The organism is Buchnera aphidicola (Aphis helianthi), assembly GCF_005083845.1.
Classification (GTDB): Bacteria; Pseudomonadota; Gammaproteobacteria; order Enterobacterales; family Enterobacteriaceae; genus Buchnera; species Buchnera aphidicola_AW.
Map to the genome: position 1 here is coordinate 396,351 of NZ_CP034894.1, position 24,474 is coordinate 420,824.

Sequence of the window (24,474 nt, forward strand, 5' to 3'; positions counted from 1 at the left end):
TTTTAATAAAATATTATATATGTTTCATACATTCAGAAGAACAACAATTTTTAAAACTAACTGCACAATTATGACATTGAATAAATAATAAATGACATAAATTAAAAATACAATTTACATAATTATCTGAAGGTTGATTACATTGTTTACAAACAGATATGATATCTTCTGATATTTTTTCGCTCATACGATTGTCAAATACAAAATTACTACCTTGAAAATGAATAGGTAATCTCTTTTTTTTAGCTTCATTTATATATCCAATTATTCCGCCTTCTATATGATAAATATGTTTAAAACCGTTAAAAATCATCCAAGATGTTGCTTTTTCACAACGTATACCACCTGTACAATACATTACAATGTTTTTATCTTTAGCGTAATTCATAACTTTTATTACATTTTTTAATTGTTCTCGAAAAGTTTTACTTTTAATTTCTATAGCATTAGGGAAATGACCTATTGCATATTCATAAGAATTTCTCATATCAATAAAGATTGTTTTTTTATCATTTAACATTAAATTGACTTTTTCTGCTTTAATATATAAACCAACATTTTCAAATTTAAATAAAGGATTTTTAATACCATCATTTACAATGTATTTTTTAATTTTTACAGAAAGTAACCAAAACGCATTTGCATTATTAATATTAAATGTTTTATTAATACGTAAATTGTTTAGAACTGGGTGAAATTGATATAAAAATTTTTTAAATATTGTATAATTATGAATAGGAATACTAATTTGAGCATTGATTCCTTCATTAGATATATATACTCTTCCTAATATATTATACTGAAAAAATTTCTTATAAATTTCATCCCTAAATTTTTTAAGCTCTGTAATACAAAAATACTTATAAAATGAAAGAATCAACCGAGATTCATTTTTGAGAAACATGTTTCTTTTTAATTCTTTTTTAGAAATATAATTATGTAAAATAGACATAATAAACCTGTAATATTTTAAAAACTAATATCGTGTTTAATTAATAATGATAATTATCATCAATTTTTACAAGATAGATTATTAAAAATTTTTATTTGATCAGATAATTTTAAATATATTTGATCTAAATTTTTTAGTTTTTCTTTTTCTGTTTTAATAATATGTTGAGGAGCGTAACGTAAAAAATTTTCATTTAAAATTTTTTCTTTTATAAATGAAATCTTTAATTTTATATCTTTTATTTCTTTATTTAATCTTTTTAATTCATTTTTTTTATCTATTATTTTAACTATAGGAATTAAAATTTCTATTCCATCAATTATTTTTTTTATAGATAGAAAAGGTTCTTTATATTCTTGAGAAACAATTTCAATTTTATCTAAATACGCTATATTTTTTAATAATAACAAATTTTCTTGAATAATTTTTTTTTGTTCATGAGAAACATTTTTTAAAAACAATGATAATAATTTTTTAGAACTAATATTCATTTCAACTCTAATATTTCTTAGAAAAATTATTATTTGTTTTATTAAATTCATATAAAATAAAGTTTTTTCATCAAATAATAAATTGTTATATGTTGGAAAAGGCTGAAGCATAATTGTTTTTTCTTTAATTTGCTTTATTTTTTTTATACGTTGCCAAATAGTTTCAGTAATAAAAGGAATAATCGGATGTAATAATTTCAAAAGTTGTTCTAAAACATAAACTAAAATATTTTTAGTAAAACATACATCTTGAGATGAATTAAATTTTATAATTATTTTAACAAATTCTAAATACCAATCACAAAAAGTATTCCAAGTAAAATCATATACAATATTTGCTGAAATATCAAATCGATAGCTATCTAATGAATTTCTATATAATTTTATTGTATTATTTAATTCTATTAAAATCCATTTATTTATAAATGACATATTATCATTCATTTTAAATTTAACAAAATGATGATCTTTTATATTCATAAAAACAAATCTACTAGCATTCCAAAGTTTATTACAAAAATTTCTATATCCTTTTAATCTACTCATATCCCATTTTATATCACGTGTATTAGAAGCTAAAGCACAAAATGTAAAACGTAGGGCATCTGTACCTGTAGGGTTGATTCCATTAGGAAATTGATTTATAGTACGTTTTTTAATTTGATCTGACAATTGTGGTTGTAATAAATTATTTGTTCTTTTTTTAATTAAATTCTCTAATGAAATTCCATCTATCATATCTAAGGGATCAATGACATTTCCTTTTGACTTAGACATTTTTTGACCTTCTTCATCACGTATTAAACCTGTAATGTAAACGTTTTTAAAAGGTACTTGAGATATTCCAAGATTATCTTTAATAAGATATGTAGTTAACATAATCATCCTGGCTATCCAGAAAAAAATAATATCAAAACCACTGACTAATACATTAGTAGAATGAAATGTTTTTAAAAATTCTGTTTTTTTAGGCCATCCTAATGTAGAAAAAGTCCATAACCCCGAAGAAAACCAAGTATCTAAAACATCTTCTTCTTGAATTAAAATTGTATTATTTAATATATTATATTTTTTCCTTATTTCATTTTCGCTATGTCCAACATATATATTTTTTTTACAATCATACCATACTGGAATACGGTGCCCCCACCATAATTGACGTGAAATACACCAATCTTCAATATTATTCATCCAAGATAAATACATACTTTCATATTGTGAGGGAATAAAATTAATTTTTTTATCTTTAACTACAGAAATAGCTAAATTAGCTAGTTTTGATGTTTTTAAATACCATTGATTAGTTAACATAGGTTGAATAATCGCGCCACTTCTATCACTATGCGGTGTAAGAATATCGCAATCTTCAACTTTTTCTAAAAGTCCTATTTTTTTTATTTCTTCAACAATTTTCTTTCTTGCAGACGTAATATCTAAGTTTTGAAATTTTATTGGAACTAGTGAATTATATATATCAGATATTTCACCTTTATAATTATAAATATCAAAATTACTTTTAATTTTTCCATTAAAAGTGAAAATATTGATCATAGGAAGCTTATGACGCAAACCAACTTTATAATCATTAAAATCATGTGCAGGAGTAATTTTTACACAACCTGTTCCTTTAGATATCTCTGCATATGCATCGCCGACAATAGGTATAATTCTATTAACTAAAGGGCATATAACAAATTGACCAATAAGTTGATTATAATTACTATCTTGGGGGTTAACAACTAAGGCTGTATCACCTAATAAAGTTTCAGGTCTAGTTGTAGAAACTATTAAATATTTTATAGAATTGTTATTTTTTTTTTTATTGCATATAATCGGATATCGAATAAACCATTTTTTACTTTTTATTAAACGATGTTCTACTTCTAAATCTGAAATTACTGTTTCTAATTTTGAATCCCAATGCACTAATCTTTTTTTTTGATATATTAATTTATTTTTATAAAAAATAATAAAAGCTTCTTTAACAGAATCACAAATATCAGGATCTAAAGTAAATTTTTCATGATCCCAATCAACAGAATTACCTAAACGTCTCATTTGGTTTGTAACAATTAAACTATATTTATTTTTCCATAACCATATTTTTTTAATAAAATCATTTCTATTGTAATCTTTTTTAGTTTTATTTTCTGTAAGATATATTTGTCGTTCAACTAAAATTTGTGTTGCTATACCAGCATGATCTGTTCCAACTTGCCAAAATGTATTATCTCCTTGCATTCTATGATAACGAATTAATATATCCATAATCGTTTGTTGGAACGCATGTCCCATATGTAAATTTCCAGTAATATTAGGAGGTGGCATCATAATACAAAATGATGGTTGAGTCAAATCATTATTAGGTTTAAAATATCCATTTTTTTCCCAAAAATTATATAACGGCTCTTCAATATCTTTAGGGTTATAAGTTTTTTCCATTTTTTTAATCATTTTTTTATTTAAGAAGGTGATATTACATATTAGATATAAAATGCTTTAATATTATTTAATATTTAGTACAATTTGATATATTTAATAAAAATTGACATAGAAGTTCGACAGGACGTCCTGTGGAACCCTTATTTCTACCAGATTCCCATGCAGTGCCAGCTATATCTAAATGCGCCCAATTATATTTTTTTGTAAATTGTGATAAAAAACAAGCAGCTGTGATTGCTCCAGCTCCGTTTTTTCCCACATTTGAAAAATCAGCAACGTTTGAATATATATCTTGTTCATATTCTTTAAACAATGGTAATCGCCAAATTTTATCATTTGTTTGCTGAGAAGCTTTTTCTAAATTCTTAACTAAATCTTCATTATTTGAAAATAAACCAGTAACATAATGACCTAATGCTGTAACACATGCTCCAGTTAAAGTTGCAATATCAATAACTATATTAGGTGAAAAACGTTCTACATAACTTAAAACATCACATAAAACTAAACGTCCTTCAGCATCTGTATTTAAAACTTCTACTGTTTTTCCAGACATAGTATTTAAAACATCTCCTGGTCTAAAGGAATTACCTCCAGGCATGTTTTCACATCCCGCTAAAACTCCAATAATATTCAAAGGTAAATTTAATTCAGCAGCCGCAACTAAAGTTCCATAAACAGATGCTGCTCCACACATGTCATATTTCATTTCATGCATATTTTTAGACGGTTTTATAGAAATGCCTCCAGAATCAAATGTTAATCCTTTTCCTATTAATACAATAACTTTTGTGTTAATAGTATTTTTGCCAGTATATTTTATAATAGACATATATGGTTTATTTTTAGATCCATTTCCTACTGCTAAATAGGCATTCATACCTAAATTTTTCATTTGATTTATATCAATAGATGTAACACTAATATTGTCTTTATATTTTTTAGATAATTTTGTTGCTTGTAAAGATAAATATAATGGATTACAAATATTCGGAGGCAAATTGCTTAATTTTTTTGCAGAAGTGACTCCTAAATCAATTGCTAAAGAATGCTTTAAAGCAATTTCTGCTAATAAGAAAAGTTTTTTGTCTATTATGTTGAATGAAATTGAATTTAAATAAATATCTTTTTTTAAAAATATATTTATTTTAAAAACTTGTTTTTTAATAGCACTGATCGTTTGCCGAATAAACCAATATATATTATTATAAGTATCTAATTCAGTTAAAGAAAAAATAATATGTTTAATAGAAATCTTATTGAGTATTTTCATACTATTCTTCATAATTTTAGTAATAGCAAGGAAAGTAAAATCATTTTTTTTTCCACATCCTACTAATAGTATTCTTTTAGATGTAATATTTGGAACATTATATAATAATAATGTTCTTCCTATTTCTCCATCAATATCTCCTTTATTTACTAATTCGCTAATATAACCATTACTATGCTTGTCTAAATTATTAGCAGAAATTGTTAATTTACATGATTTAAAAACACCTACAATTATACAATCTGTCTGTTCTTTATGTAAAAGAAAACTTTGTATAAAAAATTTCATAGTATATCTCTATAATTTTAATTTTTTAAAGTTTATAATAATTCAATTTAATAAAAACAAAATAAAAAAAATTTATAATATAAAAAGGCATTATATACTATAATATTATTAATATCTTAAATTGTAATTATATTAATATTTTTATTTATTTTAATTTTATATATATCCTATATATAAATCTAATTTTAAGAGAATTTAAGTTATGAATTATCTTTATCAACGTCATTTTTTAAGATTATTAGATTTTTCTGATATAGAATTAGAAAATATTATCATATTATCTGAAAAACTAAAAAAAATAAAAAAAAATAATCAAGAAATTCAATTACTGAAAAAAAAAAATATTGCTTTAATTTTTGAAAAAGAGTCGACTCGTACAAGATGCTCATTTGAAATTGCTGCATTTGACCAAGGTGCTCATGTTACTTATCTTGGGCCAGGTAGTACTCATCTTGGTACAAAAGAATCAATTGAAGATACAGCAAAAGTACTTAGTCGTTTATATGATGGAATTGAATATAGAGGGCATAATCACGAAGTAATAGAAACTTTAGCAAAATATTCTAATGTTCCTGTATGGAATGGATTAACTGAAAAATTTCATCCTACACAAATAATTGCAGATTTGTTAACAATGAAAGAAGTGTTTCCAAAAAAACAATTCTTTGAAATAAAATGTGCATATGTTGGTGACTCTCATAATAATATTGCAAATACTTTATTAGAAGCTGCATCTATTTTAGGAATAGATTTACGTTTAATATCTCCTAAAAAATATTGGCCTGAAAAAAATATTTTAAGTTTATGCCAAGAAAAATCAAAAAAAAATAAAAAACAAATTATATGTACTGAAAATATTGAAGAAGGTATAAAAAATGTAGATTTTATTTATACCGATGTTTGGGTTTCTATGGGAGAACCTGAAAAAACATGGAAAGAAAAAATAAAACTCTTAAAAAATTATCAAGTTAATCAAAATATGATAGATATGACCAACAATCCTTCTGTAAAAGTATTGCATTGTCTTCCTGCATTACACGACCAAAAAAATATTATAGTTAAATCAATATTAAAAGAATATAATTTACAAGATGGAATAGAAATTACAGATAATATTTTTCAAAAAAATCAAGGAATTATTTTTGAGCAAGCAGAAAACAGATTACATACTATAAAAGCTATTCTTATATCTAGTCTTATTAAAACAATTAATTTATAAAATTAAAAATATTTAATTTATAAAAAATTATTTGTTAATATTGTTTCTCATCTTGTTTATAAAAAATAACGCTAACTACTTTTGTTTTATCTATATTCAAGGAATTTAGAAGTTGAGAAACTCTCTATATAAAAAAAATATAATTTCAATAAATGATCTTCAGCGTAATGAATTAGAATTAGTTTTAAAAAAATCTGCTATTTTAAAGAAACAACCGGCACCTAATCTACTAAAAAATAAAATTATTGCCAGTTGTTTTTTTGAAGCATCTACTCGAACACGTTTATCTTTTGAAACTGCAGTTTATCGATTAGGTGCTTCCATAATAGGTTTTTCTGATGGAAATAATATTTCTTTAGGCAAAAAGGGAGAAACTTTAGCAGATACTATTTCAGTAATCAGTTCATATGTAGATGCTATTATTATTAGACATCCTCAAGAGGGATCTGCTCGTTTAGCTGCAGAATTTTCTAATAATATACCTGTATTTAACGCTGGAGATGGATCTAATCAACATCCCACTCAAACATTATTAGATTTGTTTACTATTCAAGAAACGCAAAATCGACTTAATGATTTAAATATTGCAATGGTAGGTGATTTAAAATACGGAAGAACTGTTCATTCTTTAACACAAGCATTAGCTAAATATAAAAAAAATAAGTTTTTTTTTATTTCGCCTGATGCCTTAAAAATGCCAAATTATATTAACGATACACTTTTAGAAAATGGTATTAGCTGGATAAGATGTCAAAACATAGAAGAAATTATTTCTGAAATCGATATTCTTTACATGACACGTGTTCAAAAAGAAAGATTGGATTCTACTGAATATGCAAATGCTAAATCAAAGTTTATTTTACATAGTAAAATGTTAAAAAATGCCCGGAGTAATTTAAAAATATTACATCCTCTTCCTCGAATAGATGAAATTGATCATGATGTTGACTATACACCTTATGCTTGGTACTTTAAACAGGCAGCAAATGGTATTTATGCACGTCAAGCAATATTATCATTAGTATTAATAGAAAATCATTTTTAATAAGAAACATATGCAAATAAACAAACTTCAAGTGGAAGCTATAAAATGTGGTAGTGTAATAGATCATATTCCTTCTCAAATTGGTTTTAAACTATTATCTTTATTTAGATTCACAGAAACAGAAAAACGAATTACTATTGGTTTAAACTTACCTTCTCAAAAACTAGGTAAAAAAGATATCATCAAAATTGAAAATACTTTTTTAAGTGCAGATCAAATTAATCAATTAGCTATTTATTCACCTTGTGCTACAGTAAATTATATTGATCAATATAATTTAGTAGGGAAAATATTTCCAACATTACCTAAAAAAATCGATCGTATTTTAATCTGCCCAAATAGTAATTGTATTAGTCATAATAATTGCATAACTTCTAGTTTTCTTTTTATAAAAAAACTAGATAATAACATGAATTTAAAATGTCAATATTGTGAAAAAGAATTTTCTAAAAATATAGTTTTATCATAAAATATTAAGCAAAAGTTTTTATCAACATAATGGTGTCATATGAATATTATCAATACAAACAATGCTCCTCAACCTATTGGACCATATTCACAAGCTATACAATTCGATAATTTTTTAATTACATCAGGTCAAATACCCATTGATATAAAATCTGGAAATATACCAGAAGGTATCGATGATCAAACATATATAGTATTAAGAAATATAAAATATATTCTTAAAGAATCAAAATATACAGTAAATGATATTACTAAAATCACAATATTTACTATTGATTTAAAAAAAATTGAAATAATCAATAAGATATATAAAAATTTTTTTTTAAAAAATAAATCATCTTTACCAGCAAGATCTTGTGTAGAAGTAGTCGCTTTACCAAAAAATGTTCAAATTGAAATGGAAGCTATTGCTTATAGAAAATAAAATAATTAAAATTAAATTTATTCTAATTACTTATCAATGTTCAATATGCCGCGAAGCGGCATAAAAAATTAAATATTTTTCCGACGAGAAAAAGATGGTTTTATTTCATTTTTATTAGAATGAGATTTGTTTAAACGATTTTCAGAAAAACGACGATTAGTATTTATATCTTTATTAAAAACAGATCGATTATATGATCTATTTTGATTGAATCTCAGATCTCGTAATAATTTTATATTTATTGATTTATTTAAAATCCTAGTTTTCATAAGATGCTGCAATAATTCTTTAGATAAACCTTTAGGTAATTCAATAATAGAATACGAAGAAAATAATTTTATATTACCAATATTTCGACTGTTTATATTTCCTTCATTAGCAATAGCACCAACTATATGACGCACTTCAACTCCGTCATTACGACCAATTTCAATACGATATAAATCTATATCTTTTATATCTTTTCGATTTCTATTATTTCGATTATTTCGATTTTCATCACGTCTACGATCATCTTTATAAAACATTTCTTTCAGAGGACGTTTTAATAAATCTTTTTTAATAATTAAAGGACGACCTCCTTGAGCCATTTTTAATAAAGCTGCTGCAAGAGTTTTAATATCTAAATCATCAGAAGAATATAATTTATCTAATAAAGCTACATATTCATCTAAATCTCTACTCTCTAATTGCTGTTGTACTTTTTTTGCAAATTGTTTTAGACGTTTTTCACATAATAATTCAATTTTCGGCAATTGTACTTCTGGAATAGATTGATTAATTGTACGTTCAATATTACGTAATAATCGACGTTCACGATTTTCAACGAATAATAAAGCTCTTCCTGCTCTTCCTGCTCTTCCTGTTCTTCCAATACGATGCACGTAAGACTCAGAATCCATTGGAATATCATAATTAATAACAAAACTAATTCGATCAACATCTAAACCACGAGCAGCTACATCTGTGGCAATTAAAATATCTAATCTACCATTTTTTAAACGTTCTAACGTTTGTTCACGTAATGCTTGATTCATATCTCCATTTAATGCTGCGCTGTTATATCCATGTTTTTCTAATGCTTCAGATACTTCTAAAGTGGCATTTTTTGTTTTTACAAAAATAATTGTGGCAGAAAATTCTTCTACTTCTAAAAAACGAATCAAAGCATCTGTTTTTCTACCATATACCATCCAGTAACTTTGCTTTATATCTGGACGTGTAGTGATATTAGATTTAATTTTTATTTCTTTAGGATCTTTCATAAATCGTTTAGAAATACGTCGTATTACTTCAGGCATAGTTGCTGAAAATAAAGCAGTTTGATGTTCCTTAGGTATTTTCGACATAATTGTTTCTACATCTTCTATGAACCCCATTCTCAACATTTCATCTGCTTCATCTAAAACTAAAGCATGTAAATTTGAAAGATTAAGTGTTCCTCTTTTTAAATGATCTAATAAACGTCCTGGAGTTCCTACAACAATTTGAGGTCCTTGTTTTAATGCACGCAATTGTAATTCGTAACGTTGCCCTCCATATAAAGGTAATACATGTACTCCGACTATATATTTAGAAAAAACCGAAAAAGCTTCAGCTACTTGTACAGCTAATTCTCTTGTAGGAGCTAATACTAAAATTTGAGGCGCTTTCAAATTAGTTTTTAAATTATGCAATAATGGTAATGAAAAAGCAGCTGTTTTTCCACTTCCTGTTTGTGCCATACCTAATACATCTTTTCCTTGTAAAAGTAGTGGAATACAAGCCGCTTGAATAGGAGATGGCTTAACATATCCCATTTCATCTAAAGATTGAATAATAAAAGGATTTAAACCAAGAACAGAAAATGTTTTTTCAATATGAGTCATGCAATAGATATGCCTTTTAAGTTACAGTGGCCAGTCTACATAGCTCATTATGAAAATATATATATTATTTATTCTCATTGAAAAGTGTGAACCGGCTCCAATTAAATGATCTAATAAAAAAAATACAAAATAAATAATATTGATTGCTAATAATTTACTAAATGTAACATCAGCAACTAATTAAAAATTTTACAATATAGTATCTATATTATTAGATAAGAAAAATCAACTAAAATGAATAATAACATTATTACTTATATTATATTTTATATATTATACTTTTCAAAAAATATAAGTTTATGTTTTATTAAAATAAAAATTTTTATTTAAAATATTTAAATAAAATAATTTATTTTTAAACAATTATATCAGATAAAAATATTATTTATAGATTTATTAGATACAATAGAATCTTTTACTTCTTTAATACTTAATCTTAAACGTCCTTGTCGATCTATTTCTAATACTTTTACAGGTATAATTTGATCTAGTTTTAAATGATCAGAAACTTTTTCTACTCTTTTATCAGAAATTTGAGAAATATGTACTAATCCTTCTTTTCCAAATCCTATTGTAATAAAAGCACCAAAATCTACAATTCGAGTTACTTTTCCAGAATAAACACGTCCAACTTCAATTTCTGCTGTAATTTCTTCAATTCTACGAATAGCATTTTTTGCTTTTTCTCCAATTGCAGCAGATATTTTTACTGTTCCATCATCTTCAATTTCAATTATAGTTCCTGTTTCTTCAGTTAACATTCGAATAACAGATCCTCCTTTTCCTATTACATCTTTAATTTTTTCAGGATTAATTTTAATTGTATGAATTCTAGGCGCAAATTCAGAAATTTCATTTCTAGGTTTACTTAATGCTTTTTGCATAACATTTAAAATATGCAACCTAGCGGCTTTAGCTTTATTTAAAGCAATACGCATAATTTCATTAGTTATGCCCTCTATTTTTATATCCATTTGTAAAGCTGTAATACCTTCTTGAGTTCCAGAAACTTTAAAATCCATATCTCCTAAATGATCTTCATCACCTAAAATATCTGAAAGTAATACATAACGATCACCTTCTTTTACTAAACCCATAGATATTCCAGCTACAGCAGATTTTATTGGCACACCAGCATCCATTAAAGCTAATGATGCACCACATACAGAAGCCATAGAAGAAGAACCATTTGATTCCGTTATTTCAGAAACAATTCTAATTGTATATGGAAATTCATCAATTTTAGGCATTACTGCTAAAAGACTTCTTTTAGCAAGACGACCATGCCCAATTTCCCTTCTTTTAGGTGATCCGACTATACCAATCTCTCCAACAGAATAAGGCGGAAAATTATAATGAAATAAAAAATTATCTGTTTTGTCACCTAATAATTCATCTAAATTTTGAGCATCGCGAGAAGTTCCTAAAGTAACAGAAACTAAAGATTGTGTTTCACCTCGAGTAAATAGAGCGGAACCGTGTGTGCGAGGTAAAACACCCGTTCTAATATCTAATGCACGAATCATATCTTTTTCTCTACCATCAATACGATGTTCGTTATTTAATATACGTTTTCGTACAACATTTTTTTCAATCTTTTGAAAAATTTCATCAATTTCATTAATATCAATATTTGAATTTTCATTTAGCAATAATTTAATAATATAATCTTTAAAAAAAATTAGTTTTTCATGTCTCTCTTGTTTATTAAAAATTAAATAAGCATTACTTATATCTTTCTCAACTAATTTGATAAGTTTAGATTCCAGAGTAGAATTTATTTCAGGATAAGATATAACCCAAGGTAATTTACTTGCTTCATTTGATAAAGAACGAATATTATTAATAACTACTTGTTGTTGCTGATGACCAAAAATAATTGCTCCAAGAACTTTTTCTTCACTTAATATTTTTGATTCTGCTTCTACCATTAAAACAGCATTCTGAGTACCTGATATAACTAAATCTAACGAACTAGATTTCATATCTTCAGTGGTAGGATTTAAAATATATTGATTATTAATTAAACCAACTCTTGCAGCTCCTACTGGTCCGTAAAATGGAATACCAGATAAACTTAATGCCGCGGAAGCTCCAATAATAGAAATTATATCAGGATTTATTTGAGGATTAACTGATACTACTGTAGCAATTATTTGAATTTCATTAAAAAATCCTTTAGGAAACAAAGGTCGAATTGGTCTATCAATTAATCGAGCAGTTAATATTTCACTTTCACTTGGACGGCCTTCTCTTCTAAAAAAACCTCCAGGTATTCGACCAACAGCGTATGTTCTTTCTTGATAATTTACTGTAAGAGGAAAAAATTTTTGACCAGGATGAATAGTTTTATCCCCAACAACAGTGACAAAAACAGCAGTATCATCCATACTTGCCATTACAGCTGCCGTTGCTTGTCGGGCCATTATACCTGTTTCTAATGTAATTGTATGTTGACCATATTGAAATTTTCGTACAATGGGATTCAGCAAAATAATATCCTTAATATAAAATTGATTTTTTTTGTTAATTGTGAACTAATTGATTTAAAAAATAAAAATATCAATATATTTATATAAAAATCATCTATAAATTATAAATTAAATATTTATTTTTAATGATAATAAATCGATAGCATTGATTTATTAATAAAATATTTTAATAAAATTGTAAAAAAAGGGCTAATAAAGCCCTTTACAAAAAAATTTTACATCTAAAAAATTAAAATATTTCTATAATTTTATAATATAAAAAATATTTATCGTCTTAAATTTAAATTTTCAATTAATATACTGTAACGAGACACATTTTTTTTCTTTAAATAATTTAATAATTTGCGACGTTTAGAAACCATATTTAACAAGCCTCGACGACTTGAATGATCTTTTTTATGCTGAGAAAAATGTAATTGTAGATGATTTATTTGATGTGTTAACAATGCAACTTGAACTTCAGTATTTCCACTATCTTTATCATTTTTTCCATATTTTAAAATTTTTTCTTTTGTATTTATGATACTAAGAGACATATAATACCTCATATATTTTTAATTATATTTAACTAATATTTTAGTAAAATTATTTAAAAATAATATCATGCTACTCTTAAATTTAATAGAAAATAACTTAATTAGTACATATAGAAATTAACCGATATGGAATTAAGATTAATTCAGTATTAATTTTTCCTAATCCAAGAAATAATTTTTTTTCTTTATCGAAAACACGTACTAAACTATTTTTAATATTAGATTTAAAATTGATCTTTTGTCCTAATTTAAAATTAAGAGATTGTTGTTTAGAAAGATATACCTTTGATAAAAAATCAACAGGAGTGTCAATAGGCATTAATAAACTATCTATTTTTTTTGTACCTGTATTACTTAATAATTCCTTTAAATAAGGTATTGTGATTAATTTAGCACAAGAAAGCAATCCTACTTGTGTACGACGTAATGAAATAACATGCGCACCACAACGTAATTTTTCTCCTAAATCATCAATAAGCGTTCTAATATATGTTCCTTTTGAACAATGTACATTTAATTCGATTAAATTATTTTTTTGCTCAATAAGATTTAATTTATATATTTTAATATGTCTTACATTACGTGAAATATCTAATCCCTTTCTTGCATATTTATATAAAGGGATACCATTATACTTAATTGCTGAATACATTGAAGGTATTTGACTAATTGCACCAGTTAATTCTTTTAAAGCATTATTTAACTCAATAAATGTAAATGAAATTGTTCTTTTCTTTAAAATAATTCCAGAAGAATCACACGTAGATGTTTTTTCACCTAATTTAGCGATTACATTATACTTTTTATCAGAATTATTTAAATAATGAGAAAACTTTGTGCTTTCTCCGAAACAAATTGGTAACATTCCTGTAGCTAAAGGATCTAAAGTACCAATATATCCGGCTTTTTTAGCATTAAAAATACCTTTTACTTGTTGTAAAGTATGATTAGAAGATATTCCTGTGGGTTTATCTATTAACAAAAATCCATTAATATCACGTTTTTTATAAAAAAGCATCCAACTAACCTATATTAAATAACATTATTTTTTTTTATCAGTTTATTCAACAATAAAGAAATTTTATTACCTTTTGAAAAAGAATCATCATAATAAAAAACAATATTTGGTATAATTCTCAATTTTAGTTTTTTACATAATAGTTTACGTATATAACCAGATGCTTTGTTTAATAAATTTAATAATTTTTTTATACTTAAGTTATGATTTTTTTCTAAAAAACTAACAAAAACCTGAGCATAAGATAAATCTTTAGATACAACAACTTCGGAAACTGTTATAATTGTTTTAAAACGTGGATCTTTAAGAAAATATTGTATAATGATTGCAATATGCTTTTGTAACTCCTGAGCTATTCTAGAAGATCGACTAAATGATTTTTCCATATTTTTATTACCAATATTTTATATATATTTAAAAATATTAATTTATCTGTAAAATTTTTTATAATATTCTTTGTATCTCGTTTACTTCAAAAACTTCTATATTATCTCCAATTTTTATATCATTATAATTTTTTATTCCAATTCCACATTCCATTCCATTACGTATTTCATTTACATCTTCTTTAAAACGACGTAAAGATTCTAATTCACCTTCATAGATTACTACATTATCTCTTAGCACACGAATTGAATTATTTTTTTTAATGACACCACTAATTACCATACATCCTGCAATTAATCCAAATTTAGGTGATTTAAATGTATTTCTAACTTCTGCTAACCCAATAATATTTTGTTTATATTCAGGAGATAAAAGTCCTGTCATAGCCGCTTTTACTTCATCGATTAAATCGTAAATAACAGAATAATAACGAAGATCTAAACGTTCTGTATCAATTATTTTTTTAGCAGAAACATCTGCTCGTACATTAAAACCTAAAATAATAGCATTAGACGCTAATGCTAATGAAGCATCTGTTTCTGTAATTCCACCTATACCTAAACCAATTATATTAATTTTGACTTCATCAGTAGATAATTTTAATAAAGCTCCAGAGATAGCTTCTAAAGAACCTTGAACATCTGATTTAACAATAACTTTTAATTCTGCAAAGTTAGATTTTTTAATATTATTAAACATATTTTCTAGACTTGATCTATTTTGATTTGCTAGTTTTAGTTCACGAGATTTATTTTTTCGATAACATGCAACTTCCTTGGCTTTTTTTTCATCTCGAACTACAGTTACTTGATCACCAGCAAATGGAACTTTAGACAATCCTAAAATTTCAACAGGGATAGAAGGTCCGGCATATTGTAACAACTTACCAGTTTCGTTACGTAATGATTTAATACGACCATATTCTAAACCACATAGTATTATATCTCCTTTTTTTAAATTTCCTTTTTGAACTAATACAGTTGCTACTGGCCCTCTCCCTTTATCAAGAGAAGATTCTATTACAACACCTTCAGCCATACCTGTAGAAATTTCTTTAAGTTCTAACATTTCTGATTGTAATAAAATTGCATTTAATAATTCATCTATACCTTTTCCAGTTTTTGCTGATATAGAAACAAATATGTTTTCACCACCCCATTCTTCTGAAATAATATTATGTTTGGTTAAATCGTTCTTAATTTGATTTGTATCAGAATCTATTTTATCTATTTTATTAATAGCTACAATAATTGGAACATTAGCTTCTTTTGCATGTTGAATAGCTTCAATTGTTTGAGGTTTTACTCCATCATCAGCAGCAACTACTAACACAACAATATCAGTAATTTTAACCCCACGAGAACGCATACCAGTAAAAGCTGAATGACCCGGGGTATCTAAAAAGGTAATTGATCCTAAATCTGTTTTAACATGATAAGCACCAATATTTTGAGTAATACCACCTGCTTCATTAGATGCTATTTTTGTAGAACGAATATAATCTAATAATGAAGTTTTACCATGATCTACATGTCCCATAATAGTAACTACTGGAGATCTTATAATAAAAGTATCATTACCTAAATCACGATCTTTCATTATTAATTCTTCTAATGCATTTTCTCTACGTAAAATAACTTTATGACCCATTTCTTCTGCAATTATTTGAGCAGTATCTTGATCAAGAATATGATTAATTGTACCTATTATACCCATATTCATCATTGTTTTAATAACTTCAGAACTTTTTACTGCCATTTTATTAGCTAAATCAGATACTGTAATAACATTACTAATAACTACATCTCTATTAATAGAAGATGCAGGTTTTTTAAAAACTTGTTGTAATAAAACAGATTTGTTTTTTAATTTAACATTTTTTTTATTTTTAAAAATTCGATTTTCTTCTTTTTTATTCTTTATATTAATATTTTGTTTATTATTTTTCTTTTGACGACTATTTTTTACATTTCGATTATAATTTCTTTTATTTTTTTCAATATCATTATGATGATCATCATTTTCTATATTTTGAGTATGAAAAAATGTAGTTAAATTATAATCTTTTGTTTCTTCTTTAAATTTTTTATGTTCTAAATTTTCTTTTATTGTTTTCTTTACATTCAAAGAATACTTGTTTAAATCTACATTTCTTTTTGAAATTTTATTTTTTTCATTTTTTTTAAGAGTACTAGAATTTTTTAATCGATTTAATTTATTTAAAGGATCTTTATTAGATTTACTTTTTTCTACAATTTTAATATTTTCTTTAAAAATTTTTTCTTTTATAACTTTTTTTTCAAAAGGTTTTGAAAAATTATTTTCTTTGTTTTTAACTAATATTTTATCTTTTAACAAATTATTGACTTCTTGTGTCATATTTTTGGTATATGTTCTTTTTTTTCGAACTTCTACTTGAACAGATTTATTTTTTCCACCAGCTAAAGAAACATTTAAAGTACTACGAGTTTTTCTTTGTAAAATAAAAGTATTTTCAGAAATATTTTCTTTTTTTCTTAAATGTTTTAATAAAACTTTTTTCTCTGAAATATTAACAAGATCATTTTCATTTTTAGAAATACCAATTTCAGAAAAATTTTTTATTAATTCTTTTACTGATATTTTGATTTCATTAGACAAAACTTTTAAACTAATATCAATCATACTATTTTTTCCTATTGTTAAACTTTGGTATCAAACCAACAAATATTACGGGCAGTCATGATTAATAAACCAGCTTTTTCAGAATTTAGATTTTCAATATCAGTTAAATCATCTACTCCTTGATCAGCTAATTCTTCTAAAGTAAATATATTTTTTTTAGCTAGTTTTAATGCCAATGCTTCATTCATACCTTTCATATTTAAAAGTTTTTTTTCTGTTTTTTTATTGTTTACCATCTTTTTTCTATCTAATTCAATAAGAGTTAATCCATTTTTTGCAGATTCTTGAACTAGTTTTATTTCTTCTTCAGTTAATTGATTAATAGAGGATAATTCATGAAGTGGTATATAAGCTAATTCTTCAAGAGAAGAAAATCCTTCTTTGACTAAAATTGTTATAATTTTTTCATTAACATTTAAATATTTTTTAAAAATATTAAAAGCAGCGGAAGCTTCTTCTTTATGTTTGATTTGTAAATCTTCTGTAGTCATAACGTTTAATTCCCAACCACTAATTTGAGAAGCTAAACGAACATTTTGTCCATTTCTACCAATAGCCTGAGCTAAATTATTAGAATCTACAGCAATATCCATTATATGATGATCTTCATCTACTATAATAGAAGTAACATCTGCAGGAGCCATTGCGTTAATAACAAATTGAGCTGGATTGTCATCCCATAAAATAATGTCAATACGTTCTCCACATAATTCACTAGAAACTGCTTGTACTCGTGCACCTCGCATTCCTACACATGCACCTACTGGATCAATTCGTTTATCATTAGTTTTTACTGCAATTTTAGCTCGTGAACCGGGATCACGAGCAGCTGCTTTAATCTCAATAATTTCTTCGCCAATTTCAGGAACTTCTATACGAAATAACTCTATAAGCATTTCGGTCTTTGAACGACTCATGAATAACTGAGTACCACGAGCTTCAGGATATACTCCATATAAAATACCACGAATACGATCACCTGGTCGAAAATTTTCCCGAGGTAACATACCTTCTTTTAAAATAATGGCTTCCGCATTATTTCCTAAATCTAATGTAAGATTATCTCGATTTATTTTTTTAATAATACCAGTGATAATTTGTCCAATATATTTTCGAAATTGATCAACTAACATAGCACGTTCTGCTTCACGTACTTTCTGCACAATTACTTGTTTAGCAGTTTGCGTGGTAATTCTATCAAAATTAACAGAATCAATTTTATCTTCTATATAATCATTAATCTCAACTTTATCACCTTCAAAACATGCTGCTTCTAAAGTAATTTCTTTTGTTGGATGATTTACAATATCTACTACCATCCATCTTCTAAAAGTGCTAAAATTACCAGTTTTACGATTAATACTTACTCGCACATCAATTTCTTGTTCATGTTTTTTCTTTGTAGCTGTTGCTAATGCAACTTCCAAAGCCTCAAAAATTTTTTCACGTGGTAGTGATTTTTCATTAGAAACAGCTTCTACAACAGCTAAGATTTCTTTATTCATCTTAGTGAACCTCTGAATAAATTTTTTTAAAATATTCTAATAAAAAACCCCGAGAATTCGGGGTTTTAGGTAAAACTACCCTATTTATATCATTGAACATAATATTTTTTAATATATTTGATATATAATATTTATATATTAAAAAAAATTATACCGAGGATGGGACTTGAACCCATATGCCTTTCGGCACTATCCCCTCAAGATAGCGTGTCTACCAATTTCACCACCTCGGTATGTAATATTTAGTATTAATAAAAAACTGTTAATCATTTACAAAATTAAATCTAATTAGGTATTTCAGTATTTAATCTTTTATTTTTTTTTAACTTTAATATTTTTTCATTTACAACATCATTATTATCTTCAAACAAACTTGAATTTATTTTTTTATCGTTAATATTACATAACACAAGACTTATTATTAAAAACAAACAAGCACAAAATCCAATAATATTAGTTACAAAATTATTGCTTCGAACACTATTAAACAACTTAATATTATTAGATGTATTTGAATGTATAATATTACTTACATTTTTACCTGGCTGTAACAAAATTAAAAAATTCAAAAAAATAGAAATAAAAATTAAAAAAACTAAAAAAAATAAATACATAAAAAAATAATTTTCCTTTTTCAAATAAGAATAAAAAAATTACTATTTTAATAAAAAATTTTTATTAAAATTAGTATGTTTAGATATTTGTAAATTAATATAATAAAATTAATACTTTATATATTTATTGATTTAATTACATTTGAAATAATACAAGCTATTTTTTTTACTTTATTATAATCTTGATCTTCTATCATAATACGAAAACAAGATTCAGTACCAGACTTTCGTATAAAAATACGACCAGTATTTCCTAAAATATTTTTTGATCTTTTAAGAATAGATCGAAATTTTTTATTTGTTTCAAAATTTTGAGCTTTTTGAACGAAAATATTTAACAAGATTTGAGGAAATAATTTTACTTGATTAGATAAACAGTATAAAGATGTATTATTTTTAATCATAGTTGATAATACTTGCAAACTAGCTATAATTCCATCACCAGTAGAGTGTTTATCTAATAAAATAATATGCCCTGATTGTTCAGCACCGAGCATCCAGTTTTTTTCTTTAATTTTTTTATATATATAACGATCTCCTATTTGTGTGGTTACAAATGGTATTCCCATTTTTTTAAAACCAAGAATAATACCCATATTAGTCATTAAAGTACCTACAACTCCACCATTTAATTTGTTATTTTTAAAATATTGTTTTGCAATTATATAAACAATTTGATCTCCATTTATTTCATTTCCTAAATGATCTACCATAATAACACGATCTCCATCACCATCAAATGCCAATCCAATATCGGCTTTATTTAACATAACTAATTTTTTTAATTTAATAATGTTAGTAGATCCTGAATTTTGATTAATATTAACTCCATTTGGATTAATAAAAGAAGTTATTATATTTGCACCTAAGTCTTGAAAAATTTTAGGTGCTATATTATAAGTAGATCCATTAGCACAATCTAATACAATAGTTAATTTAGATAAATTTATATTTCTAGGAAAAGTATTTTTACAAAAACTAATATATTTTTTTTTAGCATTATTAATTTTTCTAGAAATCCCAAAATTTTTTACATAAGAGAAATCATAAGAAGGATCGTTTAATGCTTGCTCAATTAAAATTTCTATATCTCTAGTTATTTTGGATCCATTTTGAAAAAATATTTTTATTCCATTATCCTCAAAAAGATTATGAGAAGCTGAAATGACGATACCTGCTGAAGCATTTAAAGCTTTTGTTAAATATGCAACGGCAGATGTCGGTATACAACCAACTAGTAAAGTAGAAATTCCTTTTGATAGAATTCCGAATTCTAAAGAATACTGTAGCATACATCCTGAAATACGAGTATCTCTTCCTATAACAATTTTTTTTTATCTCCACCTAAAATATTGGCAATAATTTGTCCTAATTTTAACATAAAATCTGGAGTTATTGGTTTTTCACCTACCTTTCCACGTATTCCATCTGTTTTAAAATATTTTAAATCTTTCATATTAATTTATCTCTATTTTTAGTTATTTAAAAAATATAAAAATATTTATTATTTTTATAAATTTTATGTTTTCAAAAAAAACAAGATGAAGTTATAAGAATTTTATTACTTCATCTTATTTTAGTAAATGTTAAAATATAATACTAATTGTATTAAATTTGTATATAATTTAATGCGTATATAAAAATATTGTTTTAATTTAATACAATATTAATAATGTATTTTAATTTTGATTCATTTCAGACCATCCTTTTGGTTTTCGAACCTCTCTTCTTTCCATTAAATCATCAATTTGAAAAGCATCAATTGTTTCATACTTTATTAAAGCATCTTTCATAGAATGTAAAATATCAATATTTTCATTTAAAATATTTCTAGCTCGAATATAATTAACTTCTATTAATAACTTTACTTCTTCATCAATAATTCTAGCAGTTTCATCAGACATGTGTTTGGCTTTAGCTACTGTTCTACCTAAAAATACTTCTCCTTCTTCTTCAGCATATAACAAAGGACCTAATTTATCTGAAAACCCCCATTGAGTTACCATATTTCTTGCTAAATTTGTTGCAACTTTAATATCATTAAAAGCACCTGTTGATACTTTTTTAGAACCATAAATAATTTCTTCTGCTAAACGTCCGCCATATAAAGTTGATATTTGACTTTCTAGTTTTTGTCTGCTAATACTAAATGTATCTGATTCTGGTAAAAAAAAAGTAATTCCTAATGCTTGACCTCTAGGAATAATTGTAACTTTATGAGCAGGATCATGATCTGGAACTAACCGTCCAACGATTACATGACCAGCTTCGTGATATGCCGTAGATTCTTTTTGAAAATCACTCATTACCATTGATTTACGTTCAGAACCCATCATAATTTTATCTTTTGCTTTCTCAAATTCAATCATAGAAACTACACGATTATTTAAACGAGCTGCAAAAAGTGCTGCTTCATTAACTAAATTAGCTAAATCTGCACCCGAAAAACCTGGTGTTCCGCGAGCAATAATTATAGGATCAACATCTTTAGATAAAGGGACTTTGCGCATATGTACTTTTAAAATTTGTTCTCTTCCACGAATATCTGGAAGTGCTACAATTACTTGACGATCAAACCGACCAGGCCGCAATAAAGCAGGATCTAATACATCAGGCCTATTAGTAGCGGCTATTAAAATTACACCTTCATTTCCATCGAAACCATCCATTTCTACTAACATTTGATTTAATGTTTGTTCTCTTTCATCATGCCCCCCACCTAATCCAGCACCTCTTTGTCGACCTACCGCATCAATTTCATCAATAAATATAATACATGGCGCAGACTTTCTAGAATGTTCAAACATATCTCGCACTCTGGATGCACCTACTCCAACAAACATTTCAACAAAATCAGAACCAGAAATGGTAAAAAATGGAACTTTTGCTTCTCCTGCAATTGCTTTTGCAAGCAATGTTTTTCCAGTTCCAGGAGGTCCAACCATTAGTATACCTTTGGGTATTTTACCGCCTAATTTTTGAAATCTACTAGGTTCTTTTAAATACTCAACTAATTCACTTACTTCCTCTTTAGCTTCATCGCATCCTGCAACATCATCAAAAGTAGTTTTAATTTCATCTTCTGATAACATTCGAGCTTTACTTTTACCAAAAGACATAGCTCCTTTTCCACCACCCATTTGCATTTGTCGCATAAAAAAAATCCAAACACCAATTAGTAATAGCATGGGAAACCAAGAAATAAATATAGAAAGTAAAACACTTGGCTCTTCTGGTACTTCTCCTATAATTTTTACATTTTTTGTTATAAGATTATCTAATAATTTAGGATCATTTATAGGAATATAAGTGGTATATTTATTGCTATCTTTTTTAATAACACTAATCATACGTCCATTAATATATACCTCACGGACCTGATCTTGATTAACTTCGGATAAAAAAGTAGAATAATCAACTCTGTGATTATTTGAATCACTAGTATTAAAATTTTGAAAAACAGACATTAAAATCACTGTAATTACTAACCAAAATATCAGGTTTTTAACCATGTCACTCAAGGGAACAACCTCTCATTACATCTATTTTAAAGAACAACACAGATTTAAAATTTTAGAAATAATTAAATAATATTTTTATCTGGTTGCTAGAATGAATATTTCTCGTGATCTTGATCGAGAAGTTTTTGGTTTACAAATTTTAATCTTTGAAAATAGCATTTTAATTTCTCTAAAAAATTCATTTAAACCTTCTCCTTGAAAAGATTTTACTAAAAAAATACCATGTTTAGATAACAAATGTTTAGATATTGTAAGAGCTATTCTACATACTTCTATAATACGTGGCATATCAATAGACCAGCATCCTGTAATATTAGGTGCCATATCAGACATAACTACATTAAAGGTATTATTAGATAAATAATCTATTATAAAATTTAATGTATTTATATTGCGAAAGTCTCCTTGAAAAAATTTAACTCCTACTATTTTTTCCATAGGTAATATATCACATGCTATAACAGATCCTGTTTTTCCAATTTTATTTACTGCATATTGTGACCAACCTCCGGGTGAAGCACCTAGGTCAATTATATTCATTCCAGGTTTAAATATTTTATTATTCTTATCAATTTCTTCTAATTTAAACCAAGATCTAGATCTAATTTTGTTTTTTTTTGCTTCCTTAACATATATATCTTGAAAATGTTCTGATAACCAACGCTTAGAACTATTTGATTTTTTCTTAACAATCATATTATTTATTTTTTTTTATAGATTTATAACAAATCTAATGATTTTTTTGAAACAAATTATAATTTAGATATAATCTATTTTTAAAATTTTATATTCAACATTACCAGCAGGTGTGAATATAGTAGTAACAGTATTAATAGTTTTACCAATTAAACCTCTAGACATAGGAGAATTAATTGAAATCAAATTCTTTTTAAAATCAGATTCATCATCACCGACAATTTGATAAGTAAATATTTCGTTATTTTTTATGTTTAATATAGTTACCGTTGATCCAAATACAACTCTTCCATCATTAGGTATTTTGGTAATATCTATAATTTGACAATTAGATAGTTTTAACTCTATTTCTTTTATTCGTCCTTCGCAAAAACTTTGTTCTTCACGGGCTGAATGATATTCAGAATTTTCTTTTAAATCACCATGCTCTCTAGCTTTTGCTATATCAATAATAATACGAGGACGTTTTATATTTTTTAATTGTTCAAGTTCTTTACGAAGTTTTTTAGCACCTCTAATAGTCATTGGAATTAAACTAACCATTTAACATACCTCATTTTTTTTTCTAAAG

At 25.6% G+C, this 24,474-nt stretch carries 18 protein-coding genes, 1 tRNA gene and 1 pseudogene; 4 read left to right on the forward strand and 16 right to left on the reverse strand.

From position 1 onward, the window contains the following. Nucleotides 1-13: 13 nt before the first annotated feature. The 3 genes from D9V62_RS01855 to D9V62_RS01865 form a co-directional block, all read right to left on the reverse strand. A complete protein-coding gene (locus tag D9V62_RS01855) occupies nucleotides 14-952 on the reverse strand; it encodes a rhodanese-related sulfurtransferase (protein WP_158340115.1) in 939 nt (312 codons plus the stop codon). 59 nt (nucleotides 953-1,011) lie between these two features. Continuing rightward, nucleotides 1,012-3,885 (reverse strand): valine--tRNA ligase, encoded by a 2,874-nt coding sequence (locus D9V62_RS01860; protein WP_158340116.1) that lies wholly within the window; start codon nucleotides 3,883-3,885, stop codon nucleotides 1,012-1,014. Nucleotides 3,886-3,952: 67 nt separating this feature from the next. Continuing rightward, on the reverse strand, nucleotides 3,953-5,446 hold the full coding sequence (locus D9V62_RS01865; protein ID WP_158340117.1) for a leucyl aminopeptidase: 1,494 nt from the start codon (nucleotides 5,444-5,446) through the stop codon (nucleotides 3,953-3,955). A gap of 202 nt (nucleotides 5,447-5,648) precedes the next feature. On the opposite strand from D9V62_RS01865, the gene argF reads away from it, so the two are divergent. From argF to D9V62_RS01885, 4 genes are all read left to right on the forward strand, one after another. After that, nucleotides 5,649-6,665: an ornithine carbamoyltransferase gene (argF, locus tag D9V62_RS01870; protein ID WP_158340118.1), complete on the forward strand. Its 1,017-nt coding sequence runs from the start codon at nucleotides 5,649-5,651 to the stop codon at nucleotides 6,663-6,665. Nucleotides 6,666-6,777: 112 nt separating this feature from the next. Continuing rightward, nucleotides 6,778-7,710: an aspartate carbamoyltransferase gene (gene pyrB / locus D9V62_RS01875; protein WP_158340119.1), complete on the forward strand. Its 933-nt coding sequence runs from the start codon at nucleotides 6,778-6,780 to the stop codon at nucleotides 7,708-7,710. 10 nt (nucleotides 7,711-7,720) lie between these two features. Next, the gene (gene pyrI / locus D9V62_RS01880; protein WP_158340120.1) at nucleotides 7,721-8,179 is read left to right on the forward strand and encodes an aspartate carbamoyltransferase regulatory subunit; all 459 of its coding nucleotides are present in this window, start codon (nucleotides 7,721-7,723) and stop codon (nucleotides 8,177-8,179) included. 39 nt (nucleotides 8,180-8,218) lie between these two features. Continuing rightward, nucleotides 8,219-8,602, forward strand: coding sequence for a Rid family detoxifying hydrolase (locus D9V62_RS01885; RefSeq protein WP_158340121.1), 384 nt, complete (start codon nucleotides 8,219-8,221; stop codon nucleotides 8,600-8,602). Between the two features lie 68 nt (nucleotides 8,603-8,670). Here D9V62_RS01885 and D9V62_RS01890 read toward each other — a convergent pair whose 3' ends face one another. From D9V62_RS01890 to greA, 13 genes and pseudogenes are all read right to left on the reverse strand, one after another. Next, nucleotides 8,671-10,470 carry a DEAD/DEAH family ATP-dependent RNA helicase gene (locus tag D9V62_RS01890; protein WP_158340122.1) on the reverse strand — a complete coding sequence of 600 codons (1,800 nt, stop codon included), beginning with the start codon at nucleotides 10,468-10,470 and terminating at the stop codon, nucleotides 8,671-8,673. Between the two features lie 368 nt (nucleotides 10,471-10,838). Further along, nucleotides 10,839-12,962, reverse strand: coding sequence for a polyribonucleotide nucleotidyltransferase (pnp, locus tag D9V62_RS01895; protein ID WP_158340123.1), 2,124 nt, complete (start codon nucleotides 12,960-12,962; stop codon nucleotides 10,839-10,841). A 266-nt stretch (nucleotides 12,963-13,228) separates the two neighbouring features. Then, complete coding sequence (gene rpsO, locus D9V62_RS01900) at nucleotides 13,229-13,498, reverse strand: 30S ribosomal protein S15 (RefSeq protein WP_158340124.1); 270 nt, start codon at nucleotides 13,496-13,498, stop codon at nucleotides 13,229-13,231. A gap of 97 nt (nucleotides 13,499-13,595) precedes the next feature. After that, entirely contained in the window at nucleotides 13,596-14,516 is a 921-nt protein-coding gene (gene truB / locus D9V62_RS01905) for a tRNA pseudouridine(55) synthase TruB (protein ID WP_158340125.1), read from the reverse strand. A 14-nt stretch (nucleotides 14,517-14,530) separates the two neighbouring features. Then, nucleotides 14,531-14,902, reverse strand: a complete 372-nt coding sequence (gene rbfA / locus D9V62_RS01910; protein WP_158340126.1) for a 30S ribosome-binding factor RbfA — start codon at nucleotides 14,900-14,902, stop codon at nucleotides 14,531-14,533. A gap of 58 nt (nucleotides 14,903-14,960) precedes the next feature. Further along, nucleotides 14,961-17,567 (reverse strand): translation initiation factor IF-2, encoded by a 2,607-nt coding sequence (infB, locus tag D9V62_RS01915; protein WP_158340127.1) that lies wholly within the window; start codon nucleotides 17,565-17,567, stop codon nucleotides 14,961-14,963. A gap of 17 nt (nucleotides 17,568-17,584) precedes the next feature. Further along, a complete protein-coding gene (nusA, locus tag D9V62_RS01920; RefSeq protein WP_158340128.1) occupies nucleotides 17,585-19,072 on the reverse strand; it encodes a transcription termination factor NusA in 1,488 nt (495 codons plus the stop codon). A gap of 151 nt (nucleotides 19,073-19,223) precedes the next feature. Next, nucleotides 19,224-19,305: transfer RNA gene (locus tag D9V62_RS01925), tRNA-Leu, on the reverse strand. Between the two features lie 51 nt (nucleotides 19,306-19,356). Continuing rightward, nucleotides 19,357-19,686: a preprotein translocase subunit SecG gene (gene secG / locus D9V62_RS01930; protein WP_158340129.1), complete on the reverse strand. Its 330-nt coding sequence runs from the start codon at nucleotides 19,684-19,686 to the stop codon at nucleotides 19,357-19,359. Between the two features lie 116 nt (nucleotides 19,687-19,802). After that, a pseudogene (glmM, locus tag D9V62_RS01935) lies at nucleotides 19,803-21,142 on the reverse strand (phosphoglucosamine mutase). A 223-nt stretch (nucleotides 21,143-21,365) separates the two neighbouring features. Then, nucleotides 21,366-23,198, reverse strand: coding sequence for an ATP-dependent zinc metalloprotease FtsH (ftsH, locus tag D9V62_RS01940; protein WP_158340130.1), 1,833 nt, complete (start codon nucleotides 23,196-23,198; stop codon nucleotides 21,366-21,368). Nucleotides 23,199-23,282: 84 nt separating this feature from the next. Then, nucleotides 23,283-23,903, reverse strand: coding sequence for a 23S rRNA (uridine(2552)-2'-O)-methyltransferase RlmE (gene rlmE / locus D9V62_RS01945; protein ID WP_158340131.1), 621 nt, complete (start codon nucleotides 23,901-23,903; stop codon nucleotides 23,283-23,285). 63 nt (nucleotides 23,904-23,966) lie between these two features. After that, nucleotides 23,967-24,446: a transcription elongation factor GreA gene (gene greA / locus D9V62_RS01950; RefSeq protein ID WP_158340132.1), complete on the reverse strand. Its 480-nt coding sequence runs from the start codon at nucleotides 24,444-24,446 to the stop codon at nucleotides 23,967-23,969. Between the last annotated feature and the right edge of the window lie 28 nt (nucleotides 24,447-24,474).